Consider the following 14,797-nt stretch of genomic DNA (forward strand, 5'->3'; position numbering starts at 1 on the left):
GGGCCAATCTGGTCGCCAAATCGGGCAAGGCGGTGGAGGTCGCGGGCAACATCGACACCCTCCTGCTCGACAAGACGGGCACCGTCACCTACGGCGATCGCCATGCCACGGATTTCCGCCCCGTCGGGGAGGCGACCGAGACGCGTCTGCGCGATGCCGCGCTGCTCGCCTCGCTGGCCGATCCGACCCCGGAGGGCAAATCCATCGTTGCCCTCGCCCGCGAACGCGGGGCGAGTGCGGCGGCCGGTGTCGATGACCGCTTCATGCCCTTCTCGGCCCGCACCCGGCTTTCGGGGATCGATCGGCCCGACGGCGGGCGCATCCGCAAGGGTGCGCCGGACGCGATCCGGCGCTTCGTCACCGAGAACGGGGGCATCTATCCGGAGGAGACGACCCGGGTCGTCGAGGAGGTCGCGCGCGGCGGGGCGACACCGCTGGTGGTGGCCGAGCTGCTGCCCGCGGACGATTCGGCAGCGGATCGGGGACGGGTGCTCGGCGTCGTCCCGCTCGCCGACATCATCAAGCCGGGGATCAAGGCGCGTTTCGCGCGTCTGCGTGCCTTCGGCGTGCGCACCGTCCTGATCACGGGCGACAATGCACTGACCGCCGCAGCCATCGCCGCGGAGGCCGGGCTCGACGACTATGTCGCCGAGGCGACACCGGAGCAGAAGCTGGAGCTGATCCGCCGCGAGCAGGCCGAGGGTCGCCTGGTCGCCATGATGGGCGACGGCACCAACGACGCGCCCGCCCTGGCCCAGGCCGATCTGGGCCTGGCGATGAATTCGGGTACCCAGGCAGCCAAGGAGGCCGGCAACATGGTCGACCTGGATTCGGACCCGACCAAGCTGCTCGAAGTGGTGGAGATCGGCAAACAACTCCTGGTCACCCGCGGGGCCTTGACCACCTTTTCACTGGCCAACGATGTCGCCAAGTATTTCGCGATCCTCCCCGCGGTCTTCGTCGCCGGGATGCCGGCGATGGCGGCGCTGGACCTGATGCAGCTGCACAGTCCGGCAAGCGCCGTCTTGGCCGCGGTCATCTTCAATGCCCTGGTGATCCCCTTGTTGATTCCCTTTGCATTGCGCGGGGTACGCATCCGCCCGTCGAGCGCGGATGCGCTGCTGCGCCGCAATCTGGCGATCTATGGTCTGGGCGGTCTGCTGCTGCCCTTCGTCGCCATCAAGGGGATCGACCTCGGACTGAGTCTGGTGATGTAAACCGCGCCCAGATCGGTATGCGATGATCTTGGATGGGATCGGCCCCGGCAGACTTGACGAGCGCTGGAGTCGGCGCGGTTTAAAAGATTAAAAAATAGATCATTTCAAACTGCGTCCCGCGAAGGGTTGTGGATGCACCAAAGGTCGAGCTCACTCGAAAATGAGCATCTCGCTCTGGACACGGTTTTAGGAGCCTACGATGACTGCGCGACGCCAAACGCACCGACATGCACTACCCATCGACGGCCCCGCGACGCGCTGGCTGACCGCCATGCGCGCAGCCCTGGTGCTGATCCTCTTGTGCGGGGGACTCTACCCCCTGATCGGCGTTTGGTCCGCGGCCGCGCTCTTTCCGCACCAGTCGACCGGGAGTCTGATCGAGCGCGAGGGCGCGCTCGCCGGCTCGACGCTGGTGGGCCAGTCCTTCCTCGATCCGGGTTATTTTCGGGGTCGACCCTCGGCGGCCGGGTATGACCCCTTCCAAGTGTCCGGTTCCAATCTGTCCCCCGGCAACCCGCTGCTTCGGGCACGTGCGGAGACGACCGCGCAGGCCCTCGCCGCCGAGTACGGTGTCGATCCGGGGCGAATCCCGGTGGATCTCATCGCCGCCTCTGGATCGGGCATCGACCCGCACATCAGCCCGGAGGCGGCCCGGATGCAGGTGGCACGCGTCGCCGAGGTGCGCGGTCTGCCCGAAGCGTCGGTCGCCGAGCTGGTGACGGCGCAGGTGGAGCCGCCGATCCTCGGCGTGCTGGGACAGCCTCGGGTCAATGTGCTGCGATTGAACCTCGCGCTCGACGCGCTCGGGCCGAGCGGGGCGCCGTGACGGAGTCGGACCCGAATCGTCCGGATCCCGAGGCCCTGCTCTCGGAGGTCGCGCAGGAGGGTCGCGGCGGACTGAAGATCTTCCTCGGCGCATCACCCGGCGTGGGCAAGACCTTCAAGATGTTGCAGGCCGCCCAAGAGGCCCGGAGCGAGGGCGTCGACCTGGTGATCGGACTGATCGAGAGCCACGGGCGCGCGGAGACCGAGGCCCTTGCCGAGGGGTTGGAGCTGATCCCGCGGCAACGCATCCCCTATCGCGGCCGGGTCTTCGAGGAGCTGGACCTGGATGCGATCCTGCAGCGTGCCCCCGCGGTGGTGCTGGTCGACGAGCTCGCGCACCGCAACATCCCGGGCGCCCGCCACCCGCGGCGCTATCAGGACATCGAGGAGCTGCTCGGACGCGGTATCGACGTCTGGACCGCGGTCAACATCCAGCATCTAGAAAGCCTCAACGACGCCGTCGCGCGCATCACCGGCGTGCGCATGCGCGAGACCGTCCCGGACGCGCTGATCACCAAGGCGCGCGATCTGGTGTTGGTGGATCTGACCCCGAGCGAGCTGATCGACCGACTCAAGCAAGGCAAGGTCTATGTGCCCGAGCAGGCGCGCGCCGCCCTGGACGGTTTCTTCAGCCCCTCCAACCTGGCGGCGCTGCGCGAGCTTGCGCTCCAGACGGTGGCCGAACGCATCGATCTGGATGTCCGCGCAGCGATGCGGCGACGCGGCGTCGAGGGCCCTTGGCCGGTGCGCACCCGGATCCTGGTCGCGATCGACGGCGTGGGAAACAACGAGGAGGTCGTGCGCCTGGGGCGGCGCCTCGCCGAGCGTCGGCGTGCACCCTGGAGCGTGGTCTATGTCGAGGCGAGCGACAGCGGCCCGGAGCGCCGCGCGCGGGTGGAGCGGGTCTTCCATCTCGCCGAGCGCCTGGGCGCCGAGGTGGTGACGCTGCGCGGACAGGATCCGGTGGATGAGATCCTGAGCTACGCGCGCGCCCGCAATGTCACGACCCTGGTGATGGGCCGCAGTCGGAGCCGGCCGCTGGTCGGGCTGCTCGGCCGGACCCTGAGCCAGAGACTGCTGCGCGAGGGGGGCGAGTTCGAGATCACCTTCGTCCCCTCCTCCGTCGCCCGTGCGCGGCGTCGCGAGCCGGGTCGGCATCGGCTCGCCGCGGCGGGCGACTATCTGGTGGCCGCGGGCGTCATCGCCGCGTCGGGCACGCTTGCCGCGCTCCTCGAGCCGCTCCTGCCCCTCGCCAACCTGTCGCTCGTCTTCCTGGCCGGGGTGCTCTGGGTCGCGGTGCGCTCCACGCTCGGACCGGCCCTGGTCACGGCACTCGTCAGTGCCGCGCTCTACAACTTTCTCTTCACCGAGCCGCGCTACACCTTCTTGATGCACCGCACGGACGAGCTCCTGACGATCATCTTCTTCCTGCTCATGGGATTGGCGGGAGGTCAGTTGGCGAGTCGCCTGCGTCGGCAGATGATCGCCCTGCGCGCGACCAATGCCCAAACCCAGACATTGTTGGACCTCGGGCGGCGTCTCACGGCCGCCGCCGATCTGCCGAGCGTGCGCCGCGAGACGGTGCGGTCCCTGGCCGAGTACCTGCGCGTGCGGACCGTCCTGCTCGCGCCGACGGATGACTCGGGCGCTTTGCGGGAAGCGATCGGATCGGATACGGATGCAGGCGCGGCCGTGCTGGACGACAAGGCGCGCGCGGCTGCTCAGTGGGCCTACGACCATCGTCAACCCAGCGGTGCTCGGACCGAGACCCTGTCGGGCCTGACCTGGCGCTTTCTCCCGCTGGCCATCGAGAAGGAGACGTTCGGCGTGATCGGGCTCGACCTCGCCGACACGCCGCAGGTCTCGTCCGCCCAGTTGGCCGCGCTCGATGTGCTGGTCAGCCAGGCCACACTCGCCATGGCCCGGACCCGGCTGGCCGATCGGCTGGAGCAGGCCAAGGTGGCGGAGGAGACCGAGCGGCTGCGCTCGGCGCTCTTGTCTTCCGTGTCGCACGACCTGCGCACGCCGCTGGCCTCCATGATCGGTGCGGCCAGTAGCCTGCGCGCGCTCGACGACAAGATCTCCCCGGAGGACCGCGCCGAGCTGCTCGATGCCGTCCTGAGCGAGGGCGAACGGTTGAATCGCTACATCCAGAACCTGCTCGATATGACCCGACTCGGCCACGGCACCCTGCGGATCGAGCGCGATTGGATCGGCATCGACGATCTGATCAACGCGGCGCTGCGACGTCTGCGCGAGCCGCTTCAGGGGCTGCGCGTCACCCGAGCCATCGCCCCGGACCTGCCGCTGCTTTATGTGCATCCCGCGCTCGTCGAGCAGGCGCTGGTCAACGTGATCGAGAATGCCGCGCGCTTTTCCCCGCCGGGCGGCGAGATTCGATTGACGGCGACGCGGGCCGGCGAGAGTCTGCGCCTGACCATCTCCGACCAAGGTCCGGGGATCCCCGAGGAGGACCGCAAACGGGTGTTCGACATGTTCTTCACCGGGAGCAAGGGCGATCGCAGCAAGCAGGGCAGCGGCTTGGGCCTTGCGATCTGCAGCGGGATGATCGGTGCGCACGGCGGACGGATCGAGGCGCTCGACGGCCCCGGCGGCCGCGGGGCGACCATCGCCATCGAGCTGCCGGTCATCGAGATGCCCCCGAGCGCCGCCGCCGAAGGTGTGGATCCCGACGTGGAGACGGCCGATGGATGACTCCGGAAACCGATCAGCGGTAAACCCGCGGAGAGACCAGCCGTGACCACCGCCCGCATCCTGGTGATCGACGACGAGGAACAGATCCGACGTTTCCTGCGAATCAGCCTCAAGAGCCAGGGCTATCGGGTCATCGAGGCCGACAACGCGGAGGCGGGTCTGGGCTTGGCCGCGACCCAGACCCCGGACTTGGTCATCCTCGACCTCGGGCTTCCGGATGCGGACGGCAAGGCGGTCCTCGCCGAGATCCGCGCCTGGTCGTCGGTCCCGGTCCTTGTCCTCTCGGTGCGTGACTCGGAGACCGAGAAGGTTCTGGCCCTCGACGGCGGCGCCAACGACTATGTCACCAAACCCTTCGGCGTGCAGGAGCTGCTGGCGCGCGTGCGCAATCTGCTGCGCAGCGTCGGCGACACGGCCAAGCCCGGCGGCCTCTTCGACGACGGTCACCTGCGGATCGATCTCGGCCTACGTCTGGTCACACTCGACGGGACGCCCGTCCATCTCTCGCGCAAGGAATACGCTGTCCTGCAGGCGCTGGTCGCCCAAGCCGGCCGCGTCGTCACCCAATCCCAACTGCTGCGCGAGATCTGGGGACCGACCCATGTCGAAGACACCCACTATCTGCGGATCGTGATCGGCAAGCTGCGGCAGAAGCTGGGCGACGACCCGAGCGAGCCCGGCTATCTGGAGACCGAGCCGGGCGTGGGGTATCGGTTTATCGGAGAGCGGTGAGCGGTCGCCAACCGCCAGCCTCCTGTCGCCAGCCTCCTGCTCTCAGCTCTCAGCTCTCAGCTATCAGCCAAAAGCCGGCATCGATGTTGGGCCGTTGGGGCGTACACACCATCATAACGAAGGTAAGCGGAAATCCCGGGCCGAAGGAACTCATCGGAATCCGAACACCGTTCATCTGACGGCTGACGCTAAGGGCAGGGGGCTGGCGGCAGGAGGCTGGGGGGCCGGCTCCCCAGGAAAGTAGGGAGCCGTTGGGCACGCTGCGCTTCGCCCAACCTACCAGCGTACGAGCCGCGTCTCCGGCAGGTAGTCGCGGAACAGCCGATCATAGGTGAGGATCTGCATCGCCTCGCATTGGGCCTGCGCGATCAGCAGACGATCGAAGGGGTCTTTGTGATGCGCAGGGAGGTCAAGTACGGCTTGGGCATGGCCCGGCGTGATATTGAGCCAGCCGAATCCCTGAGCCCCGACATCCTCGACGATTCGGCGCGACGGGAGCGTCATCTTGCCCAAGGCGTGCTTGATCGACATCTCCCAGACCGCAACGGCGCTGACAGAGGCCCCTTCCTGCTGGATCAGCGCGATCGTCTCGGGATCGGCCAATGCATCCATCATCCAATCGTACAGGATGCAGGTATCAAGCAGCAGGCGCATCGTCTTCGCCGGCGAAGAGTCGTTCGACCGCCTGATCGGTCTCGGGCGATCGCCAATCGGTGGAATAGGGCGCAAGCCCCTTCCAAGCGCCGGGCGACTTCACGCGGGGGGGCGAATAGGGAACGATACGAGCGATGGGTTTGCCGTTGCGGGCAATCAAAACCTCCTCCCCCCGTTCCGCCGCGACGATCAGACTGGAGAGTTGGCTCTTGGCTTCCAACATGTTGACTTGCATTGGATACCTCCGAAGTCATTTTTGGCTAATCTTAGCTAAGTCGATTCAGAGGCGCAAATGGTGTTTGTGTTGCGGATCTTGTCAATCCCTCCAAAACCCCGGCGTAAACAACACCAAAAGGGTAAAGATCTCCAGCCGCCCGAGCAGCATCGCCAGGGCGCAGATCCATTTCTCCGCGTCCGAGACGGCGGCGAAGTTGGCTGCTGTCTCGCCGAGCCCGGGACCCAGGTTGTTCATGCAGGTCGCTACCGACCCGAATGCCGTGATCGCATCCATGCCCAGGGTCATGAGGGCCATCATGAGCCCGACAAAGGTCGCTACATAGAGCCCGAAGAAGGCCCAAACCGCCTCCAATGTCCGGTCCTTGATCACCTGTCGCCCGACCAGGAGCGGTTGGACGTGCGAGGGATGAACCAGGCGACGCAGCTCGATGCCGACCTGCTTGCCGAGGACCACGAAGCGGATGACCTTCATGCCGCCGGCGGTCGAGCCGGCGCAGCCGCCGACAAAACTGATGAAGATCAGGAGCATCGGCAGCAGCGTGGGCCACACCGAGAAGTCGTCGATGCCGAAGCCGGTGCTGGTGATGACCGAGGCGACGGTAAAGGCGGAGTAGCGCAGTGCCTCGCCCGGCGAGGCTTTCGCTCCTTCCAGGTAGAGCACCAGGGTCGCGATCAGCACGACACCGAGGACAACCCCGAGAAAGGCCCTGACCTCCGGACTATCCCAATAGGGGCGGAGCGAGACTCGCTGCCAAACCAGAAAATGTACGCTGAAGCTGATCCCGCCGATCAGCATGAAGACCGTGGCGATGCCCTCGATAAAAAGGCTGTCGAAATAGGCCAGGCTCGCATCGTGCGTGGAGAACCCTCCGGTGGAGACCGTGGTGAGGCTGTGGGCGATCGCATCGAAAGGGGTCATCCCCGCAATCCAATAGAGCAGCGCACAGGCTCCCGTGATCGACAGATAGAGGATCCAGAGTGCACGCGCGGTATGGGCGATGCGCGGCGTGAGTTTGTCGTCCTTCATCGGTCCGGGTGTCTCGGCCCGCATGAGCTGCATCCCGCCGACGCCGAGGATCGGCAGGAGCGCGATCGCCGAGACGACAAAACCGATCCCACCGAGCCACTGCATCTCTTGGCGGAAGAACAGAATCGACTGCGGCAGATCGTCGAGCCCGACGATGACGGTCGCCCCGGTTGTGGTGAAGGCGGAGACCGACTCGAAGACCGCATCGGCCGGATCCAGCCCGATTCCGATCATCAACGGCAGGCTGCCGAGCAGGCTCATCGCGACCCAGAGCATGGCCACGATGACGAACCCGTCGTGGTTGCGCATCGCTTGGCGATGCTTCAGGGTCGGCAGCCAGAGAATCAGGCCGACAGAGAGGCTCACCAACAAGGACAGCGCGAAGTGATCCGCCTCGCCGTCGGCATAGATGAGCGCAACCGCCAGCGGCAGCAACAAGGCCGCACTGAAGAGAACAAGAAAGATTCCGAGCGTTCGAGCGACCAGCGCGGCCTGCATGCGAGGGGACATCCGAACCGATAGGTGATCGATAGACATTTTCCATGTCCCGGGCATCGGCTCCCGTAAAAAGTCCGTAAATTCAGGTCGGCTCTAAATCCGCCTTTCGAGAGCCGAGATCGTTGCGAGTCGCTTGGAGGAATCGCACTTTCTCCACGAGCTGCGGACACGGGTAGAGGCGCGCGGTCTCGACGGGCGGATTCAACCTCTGGTCGCCGACATGCACGCCCTGCCCTTGCGAAGCGCCGCCTTCGATCTGATTTGGAGCGAGGGCGCAATCTACATCATGGGCTTCGAGGCGGGTCTGACGCACTGGCGCAGCCTGCTGCGCCCGCGCGGCTGGCTCGTCGTCTCGGAGCTGTCCTGGTTGACCGATCATCCCCCGACGGCCTTGCGCGACTATTGGCGCGAGGGCTACCCGGGAATGCGCAATGTCGCAGACAACCTGACTGCCGCAAGCAACCTCGGGTGGGAACCCGTCGGGCATTTCCCGCTGCCGGCAGAGGCCTGGACGATCGACTATTCCTGTCCGATGCAGGCGCGCTTGCCGCGCTTCCGCGCCGCTCACCCCGACGATCCGGATGCGCAGGCCGTCGCCGACATGACCGAGCGCGAGATCGCGCTGATGGCGGATGCGGCCGGGATCTGCGGCTATGTCTTCTATATTCTGCGCAGGGTCCAGGGTGGTGGGGCATCGGAGCGCGGCTAGCGCCTCTCATGAGCGTAAAACGGCTGCCACCGTCAAGAGCCGCACCTCGGGTCTAGCCCCGGGGGTCTTGGTCATCGTCTCGGACGTTGCACGGCGAGGAGTGAACATGAGACCAGGAGGACGCTTCGATGTGTAAGCTGCTTGGCCTGAGCAGTGCCCACCCGGTCGGATTAGCAAACATTCTGTGTGCGTTCGCCCGGCGAGGCGGCGAGACCGCAGACAATCCCGACGGCTGGGGTGTCTACCACCGACACCGTGACCGCTTCGGCCTGGAAAAGGCGCCCGAGGCCGCTGCTGCGAGCGCGAGATTCGCCGATCTTGCCCGCTCATTACGCGCGGAGATCCTCATCGCGCACGTCCGCAAGGCCAATCCACCCACTGCGCTCGAATTGGAAAACACCCATCCCTTCGTACGCAACTGCTGCGGTCAAGACTGGATCTTCGCCCACAACGGCAAGGTCGATGCCGCGCACGACTCCGATCCCTTCCGCCACGCCGGGATCTGCCGACCCTACGGCGCCACCGATTCCGAGGCCTTGTTCTGCTACCTCTTGCAGGAGATCGCGCGCGTCTTCGCGGACCAATCCACGGCCGACGCGACCCCGTGGTTCGACGCCCTGGCCGCGGCCAGCCGTGTGGTGGCGGCCAAAGGCCAATTCAATTTCCTGCTCACCGACGGCACTTTGCTGTTGGCCCATGCCCACGACCGGTTGCACGGTGCCCGTCTCGCCGACCATGACCTGAATGCCTACCTCGTCGCAAGCGAACCGCTGCCGGTGGCCACCGACTGGCAGGCGTTGGGACCCTATCAGCTCCTGGTGTTTTGCCGAGGCGAGATCCTGGCCAGCCTGGCGACTACGCCGGACACGAACGGCCCGCACGGAGCAAGGCGCGCGCCGGAAACGGCGGATGGAGGCGGTCTCGCCTGCGCAAGAGATTGAGTATGGCTCCCGACACCGCTGTAAGGAGCAACGGGCGGTACCGACACAAGGCAACCGTAAAGGACATCGAAGCTTCCCGGGAAGGAAACGGAACGCCGTTTCGGTCGACCGGCCCGTCACATATTCAACCATAAGGTTGATTATTTTGGTGGAACCTGCCAGCATCTCCGGCGACCTGTAGATGACCCGAACCGCTGCAGGCGACTCTCCCCGTTCGAATTCGAGAGGAGATGCCGCGTGGCAGGGCGCCGCTGAACAGACCTTTTCGTTCGCCGAGCCGATACCGGAGGCCGCCATGAACCGCACGCTTCTCCGCACCCTAGGCGCCCTGCTGCTTATCGCTGCGGTAACCGCCGCGCTGCTCTACCGCGAGCATCTGGATATCGCGGCACTGGAGGCATGGGTCAGCGGCGCCGGTGCCGCGGCACCGCTGATCTTCATCGGACTCTATGTGCTGGCCACGGTGCTCTTCCTGCCCGGCGCGGTACTCACCCTGGCCGGCGGAGCCCTGTTCGGCCCGCTCTGGGGGACGCTGTACAACCTGCTCGGGGCAACGCTCGGCGCCGCGCTGGCCTTCCTCATTGCACGCCATCTCGCCGGCGACTGGGTGCAGGCGCGCACCAAGGGCCTGCTCGCGCGACTCATCCAAGGGGTCGAGGCCGAGGGCTGGCGCTTCGTCGCCTTCACCCGGCTGGTGCCGCTGTTCCCGTTCAATCTGCTCAACTACGCGCTGGGCCTGACACGCATCCGCTTCCTGCCCTACGTGCTCGCAACCCTGATCTTCATGCTGCCGGGCGCCGTGGCCTATACCTATCTGGGCTTCGCCGGCCGCGAGGCGATCGCCGGCGAGGGTCTGATCCGCAACGGCCTGATCGCACTGGCGCTGCTCGCCGCGGTGGCCTTCCTGCCGAGACTGGTGGCGCGGTTGCGTCAGCGACCGATGCTGCCGATCGAGGGGCTCAAGCGCCGTCTCGACGTCGCCGACGAGGATATCCTGGTGCTCGACGTGCGCACGCCCGAGGACTTCATCGGCGAGCAGGGCCATATCGCCGGGGCACTCAACATCCCGCTGGAGAGCCTGCCCGATCGGATCGAGGAGCTCGGATCAAACCTTGAGCGGCCGATCGCGCTGGTCTGCCGCACCGACCGCCGCTCGGCCAAGGCCGCCGCGCTGCTCGCTGGCCGCGGCTTCGGCCAGATGCAGGTGGTCCAAGGCGGCATGACCGCCTGGCTCGCCAACGGCTGGCCGGTCGAACATAGACGTTAGGGCCGATCATGGCAGCCGACTCGACCACCGACGCCCAGCATCCCGACGACATGCCCGATGCGGCGACCGAAGGCCTCTGGCCTTCCGCCGACTACCATCGCCAGGTCGAGACGCTGCGTACCGCGATCGGGGAGACGATCTACCTGGTGGAAGTCGTCGAGAGCCCGATTCAGCTCAGTGTGCATCTCGGGGGAACGCCTTACGTCTTGCTCGGGCTCATCGACTTCCCACGCCCGGATCCGGCGCGAGGACTGGCCCCGCACCTGATCCTGCTCGACGATGGGCGCGGCCTGAATCTGGGGCGCATCGCCCGCATCAGCCGCCGCCCCTTCAATCCTACACCGGACGATCTGCTCTACCTCGACCAGGCAACGAGCCAGCACCTTCTCTTCAGCGAGCGCCGCTTGTCACGCGACTTTCTCGCCCGGCACACGCGGCTGGCACTCGCGCATTGTCTCGGCTATCCGGTCGACGAGCCGACCCGTCGTTTAGCGGAACCCGATGCCGACGAGACCACGAAGGATGAGCCGTGATGGGGGTACCACAGGACGATCACGCTCGAGCTTGAATTCGGCAATTGGATCCATCTTAGCCCCTCTCCCCTCGCGGGAGAGGGGTTGGGGAGAGGGGCAGAATGAAGCGGAATGGCTAAGTTTTTCTGAACCGTTACTTACCCTCACTCACCCTTGAGCAGCGTCTCTACTTCGTCGGCAATCTCCTCCGCATAAAGATCGCGGAAGAAATGATCGGCACCGTCCAATACGATCAGGTTGACGCGCTCGCCGTCCGCCATGGGCTGCACCGCCTCGACCAGTCCTTCGATGACATCGTCCTCGCTCCCGGCGACCACGAGGACCGGGGCCTTGATCTCGTGGATCAGACTCGGTGTGTCCATGCGGGGATCGGGCGCATGATAGGAAAGGAAGGCCGCAGCGGTTGCAGCGGTCTCCGCGCAATAAATGACGTCCACCGGCTTGAGCATCTCGGCGCCGCGCCCTTCCGAATCGAGCAGACGCGCCCGCTCGAGCTGGGGCTCTAGGGCCTTACTAAAGCGTTTGTCGTAGTCCTGCACCGCGGCGGCCTCGCTCCAGGTCTGCGGGGCAACCAGGATCACGGCGCTGAGCGGGGCGTCCGGGTGCTCGGCTGCGAAGCGGGCCGACTGATTGCCGCCGCGCGAATGTCCCAGCAGGGCGACCTCTTCGACTCCTTGGCTCTGCAGCCACCCGAGCCAGGCGCCGATCTCGCCGACCGCGTCGGTGTGCAGGTGGGTATGGGGCGTCGCGCAATCGTACATGCCGCTGCGGTTGTCTAGACCGAGGCTCAGGGTCATGGAGAGCGAGCTGATTCCGCGTTCCTGCAAGGCCGATTGCAGGGTCTGCATGATCTCCATGCCGCCGTGGGCGAGGGTGCCGTGGGTCATGAGCACCACCGGGCCCTGTTGCCAGTCCGTGCCGGTCGTCTCCAGGTTGGCGTTCAGGGTAAGTCCCCGGTCGGTCAGGGTGACCTCTTCGGCCGCAGCGGTGCCGGCAGCCAGCGCGGTGGCGAGCAGCCCGATGGCGAGAGCGGGTCCGGTGCTGTTCAGGCGATGGTTCATACGGTGGTCTCCGTGGGGTTGATGAATTGGTCGGGTCAGCCGAGCGCTCGGTGCAGATCGGCGATCAGGTCTTCGGCGTCCTCCAATCCGATGGAGAGTCGCAGCATCGCGTCCGAAATGCCACGTCGGGCGCGCTCCTCGGGTGTGAGGCCATGATGGGTCGTCGTACAGGGCTGGGTGACCAGGCTCTCGACACCGCCCAGGCTGGGGGCGAGCGCGAACAGCTCGAGCCGATCGGCGACCGCGGTGGCCGCCGCGCCGTCGCCGGCGATCTCGATGGTCAGAATCCCGCCGAATCCGCTCATCTGCCGCGCCGCGAGGGCATGGCCGGGGCAAGACGCGAGGCCCGGATAGAGGACGCGGGCGACCCGCGGATGGGCCTCCATCGCCCGAGCAACGGCCAGGGCGGATGCCGACTGTTGCCTCACCCGCACCACCAGGCTGCGCAGACTGCGCGCCAGGAGGGCAGCCGTCTCGGGTGCGGGCATCTGTCCGAGGTTTTTACGCCAGTTCCAGACCGGATCCAACAGGGCACGCGACCCCATCAGAGCACCGGCGGTCAGGTCGCTGTGTCCGCGCAAATATTTGGTCGCGCTGTGCACGACCAGATCGGCGCCGAGCGCCAGCGGCTGCTGATTGACCGGCGAGGCGAAGGTGTTGTCGACGGCGAGCAGAGCGCCGCGGGCATGGACCTGCTCGGCCAAGGCAGCGATGTCGAAGACCTCCAAGACCGGGTTGGTGGGCGTTTCAAGGAAGACCAGGCGGGCGCCGTCGGCGAGGAGTCCGTCGAGCTGCGCGAGCTCGTGGCCGAGCAGGAGATGGGTCGGGATCCCGAGCAGCGGCAATTGCTGACCGATCAGCTCCAGGGTACCGCCATAGGCATCCCCGATACAGACGATGCCCTCGCGCCCGTGAGCGAAGAAGAGCGCGGACTCCGCCGCCATGCCCGAGGCGAATGCCAGCGCGGCCTCGGCCCCTTCCAAGGCCGCGAGCTTCTCCTCCAGGGCAATGATGCTGGGGTTCAGGCCGTAGCGCGTATAGAGGCTGCCGGCGACCCGTCCCTCGACGACATCGAGCAGCGCCGCGGTCGAGGGGAAGGCGAAGGTCGTCGTGGTGTAGATCGGCGTATGGGGGCTGCCGTGCGGATCGGTGCGCTCGCCGGCATGGACGCAGCGGGTGGTCAGGTGGTTCCGGGTGGGTGCGGACATGGATTCTCTCGTTGGGCTGTCGGGATCGGTCGAGGTAGCGCGCGGATGCTCCCGTTGCGCCGAGCGACGATGCACGGGATTAGAGCCGTGTCGGCAGGCGCTGCACAACCGCATCGATCTCCTCGTCGGTGGTCTCGCACCCCAGACTGAAGCGAACCGCCCCGCGGGCGATCGGGTCCGGGATGCCCATGGCTTGAAGCACGGACGAAGGCGCGGTCTGCCCCGAATGGCATGCCGAGCCGGCGGATGCGGCCACGCCGTCCAGTCCGGCCAGGATATCGCCGCCCCGGGCGCCGATGAAGGAGCAGTTGAGCGTATTGGGCAGGCGCAGGTCCGGATGGCCGTTGAGCACGACGCCCGTGCCGAAACGGTCCTGAAGCGCCGTCTAAAAGCGGTCTCGAAGCGCGGTGATCCGAGGCATCTCGGAGAGATCCGCCGCGAGGCGGCAGGCAGCGCCCAAGGCCGTCGTCAAGAGCCCGCTCTCCGTACCGGCGCGGCGCCCGCCCTCGTGTCCCGCGCCATGCAGAAGGGGTTCGAGGGACGTGCCGGCGCGCACGTACAGGGCACCGACCCCTTTGGGTGCATAGAGCTTGTGACCGGCAATGCTGAGCAGGTCGACGCCGAGATGATCGATGCCATCATCGACACGGGTCAGGATCTTGCCGACGGATTGCGCGGCATCCGTGTGAAAGGGGATCCCGTGCTCGCGCGCGATGGCCGCGCACTCGGCGATCGGCTGGATGGTGCCGACCTCGTTGTTGGCGTGCATCAGGCTGATCAGGATGGTCTCGGGTCGGATCGCCCGGCGCAGGTCGTCCGGATCGAGCAGGCCATGCCCGTCGACCGGGAGCCGGTTGACGCGGGCGCCCAAGCCTTCCAAGAACCGCATCGGTGCGGCGATGGCCGGATGCTCGATCCGGCTCGTGATCAGATGTGCATTCGCGCGACGCGCGGCAAAGAAGATCCCCTTGAGCGCAAGGTTGTTGGACTCGGTCCCGCCGCTGGTGAAGGCGATCTCTTGCGGTGCGCAGCCGAGCAGCGCGGCGACCTCCGTGCGCGCCTGCTCGACCAACGTCCGTGCCGGTTCGCCGGCCCAATGCAGGCTCGACGGATTGCCGAAGGCATCCTCCATGGCCGCCTGCATCGACCGCGCAACGGCCGGGGCGATCGGTG

Annotated in this window: 15 protein-coding genes; 8 read left to right on the forward strand and 7 right to left on the reverse strand. The window is 66.5% G+C overall.

All coding sequences use genetic code 11. The annotated features are described in order from the left end of the window. The 4 genes from kdpB to VLR48_RS01710 all read left to right on the forward strand — a co-directional run. Nucleotides 1-1,217, forward strand: a 1,217-nt coding sequence (kdpB, locus tag VLR48_RS01695; RefSeq protein ID WP_325290118.1) for a potassium-transporting ATPase subunit KdpB, incomplete at its 5' end; no start/stop codon positions are given. Between the two features lie 199 nt (nucleotides 1,218-1,416). After that, a complete protein-coding gene (gene kdpC, locus VLR48_RS01700) occupies nucleotides 1,417-2,043 on the forward strand; it encodes a potassium-transporting ATPase subunit KdpC (RefSeq protein WP_325290119.1) in 627 nt (208 codons plus the stop codon). Further along, entirely contained in the window at nucleotides 2,040-4,757 is a 2,718-nt protein-coding gene (locus tag VLR48_RS01705) for a sensor histidine kinase KdpD (RefSeq protein ID WP_325290120.1), read from the forward strand. Before kdpC ends, VLR48_RS01705 begins: the two co-directional genes overlap by 4 nt. A gap of 12 nt (nucleotides 4,758-4,769) precedes the next feature. Beyond that, nucleotides 4,770-5,489, forward strand: a complete 720-nt coding sequence (locus VLR48_RS01710) for a response regulator (RefSeq protein WP_414718565.1) — start codon at nucleotides 4,770-4,772, stop codon at nucleotides 5,487-5,489. A 276-nt stretch (nucleotides 5,490-5,765) separates the two neighbouring features. Here the strand turns inward: VLR48_RS01710 and VLR48_RS01715 are convergent, their stop codons facing one another. From VLR48_RS01715 to VLR48_RS01725, 3 genes are all read right to left on the reverse strand, one after another. Next, nucleotides 5,766-6,143: a type II toxin-antitoxin system VapC family toxin gene (locus tag VLR48_RS01715; RefSeq protein ID WP_325290122.1), complete on the reverse strand. Its 378-nt coding sequence runs from the start codon at nucleotides 6,141-6,143 to the stop codon at nucleotides 5,766-5,768. After that, nucleotides 6,127-6,378, reverse strand: coding sequence for a type II toxin-antitoxin system prevent-host-death family antitoxin (locus VLR48_RS01720; protein WP_325290123.1), 252 nt, complete (start codon nucleotides 6,376-6,378; stop codon nucleotides 6,127-6,129). The genes VLR48_RS01715 and VLR48_RS01720 overlap by 17 nt, the downstream gene beginning before the upstream one ends. Before the next feature lie 81 nt (nucleotides 6,379-6,459). Next, nucleotides 6,460-7,905 (reverse strand): TrkH family potassium uptake protein, encoded by a 1,446-nt coding sequence (locus VLR48_RS01725; protein ID WP_325290124.1) that lies wholly within the window; start codon nucleotides 7,903-7,905, stop codon nucleotides 6,460-6,462. 133 nt (nucleotides 7,906-8,038) lie between these two features. On the opposite strand from VLR48_RS01725, the gene VLR48_RS01730 reads away from it, so the two are divergent. The 4 genes from VLR48_RS01730 (at nucleotide 8,039) to VLR48_RS01745 (ending at nucleotide 11,355) form a co-directional block, all read left to right on the forward strand. Continuing rightward, on the forward strand, nucleotides 8,039-8,614 hold the full coding sequence (locus VLR48_RS01730) for a class I SAM-dependent methyltransferase (RefSeq protein WP_325290125.1): 576 nt from the start codon (nucleotides 8,039-8,041) through the stop codon (nucleotides 8,612-8,614). Between the two features lie 128 nt (nucleotides 8,615-8,742). Beyond that, nucleotides 8,743-9,555, forward strand: a complete 813-nt coding sequence (locus VLR48_RS01735; protein ID WP_325290126.1) for a class II glutamine amidotransferase — start codon at nucleotides 8,743-8,745, stop codon at nucleotides 9,553-9,555. A 295-nt stretch (nucleotides 9,556-9,850) separates the two neighbouring features. Further along, the gene (locus VLR48_RS01740) at nucleotides 9,851-10,822 is read left to right on the forward strand and encodes a VTT domain-containing protein (RefSeq protein ID WP_325290127.1); all 972 of its coding nucleotides are present in this window, start codon (nucleotides 9,851-9,853) and stop codon (nucleotides 10,820-10,822) included. An 8-nt stretch (nucleotides 10,823-10,830) separates the two neighbouring features. After that, complete coding sequence (locus VLR48_RS01745; RefSeq protein WP_325290128.1) at nucleotides 10,831-11,355, forward strand: hypothetical protein; 525 nt, start codon at nucleotides 10,831-10,833, stop codon at nucleotides 11,353-11,355. Nucleotides 11,356-11,498: 143 nt separating this feature from the next. Here the strand turns inward: VLR48_RS01745 and VLR48_RS01750 are convergent, their stop codons facing one another. The 4 genes from VLR48_RS01750 to VLR48_RS01765 form a co-directional block, all read right to left on the reverse strand. Further along, nucleotides 11,499-12,416, reverse strand: coding sequence for an alpha/beta hydrolase (locus VLR48_RS01750; RefSeq protein WP_325290129.1), 918 nt, complete (start codon nucleotides 12,414-12,416; stop codon nucleotides 11,499-11,501). Between the two features lie 35 nt (nucleotides 12,417-12,451). Continuing rightward, nucleotides 12,452-13,624, reverse strand: a complete 1,173-nt coding sequence (locus tag VLR48_RS01755; RefSeq protein WP_325290130.1) for a PLP-dependent aspartate aminotransferase family protein — start codon at nucleotides 13,622-13,624, stop codon at nucleotides 12,452-12,454. 79 nt (nucleotides 13,625-13,703) lie between these two features. Next, on the reverse strand, nucleotides 13,704-13,976 hold the full coding sequence (locus tag VLR48_RS01760) for an aminotransferase class V-fold PLP-dependent enzyme (RefSeq protein WP_325290131.1): 273 nt from the start codon (nucleotides 13,974-13,976) through the stop codon (nucleotides 13,704-13,706). Between the two features lie 33 nt (nucleotides 13,977-14,009). Continuing rightward, the coding region (locus tag VLR48_RS01765) for a cysteine desulfurase family protein (protein ID WP_325290132.1) at nucleotides 14,010-14,797 on the reverse strand (788 nt) is incomplete at its 5' end.

Origin of the sequence: Thiocapsa sp. (assembly GCF_035467215.1) — a bacterium.
Taxonomy (GTDB): Bacteria; Pseudomonadota; Gammaproteobacteria; order Chromatiales; family Chromatiaceae; genus Thiocapsa.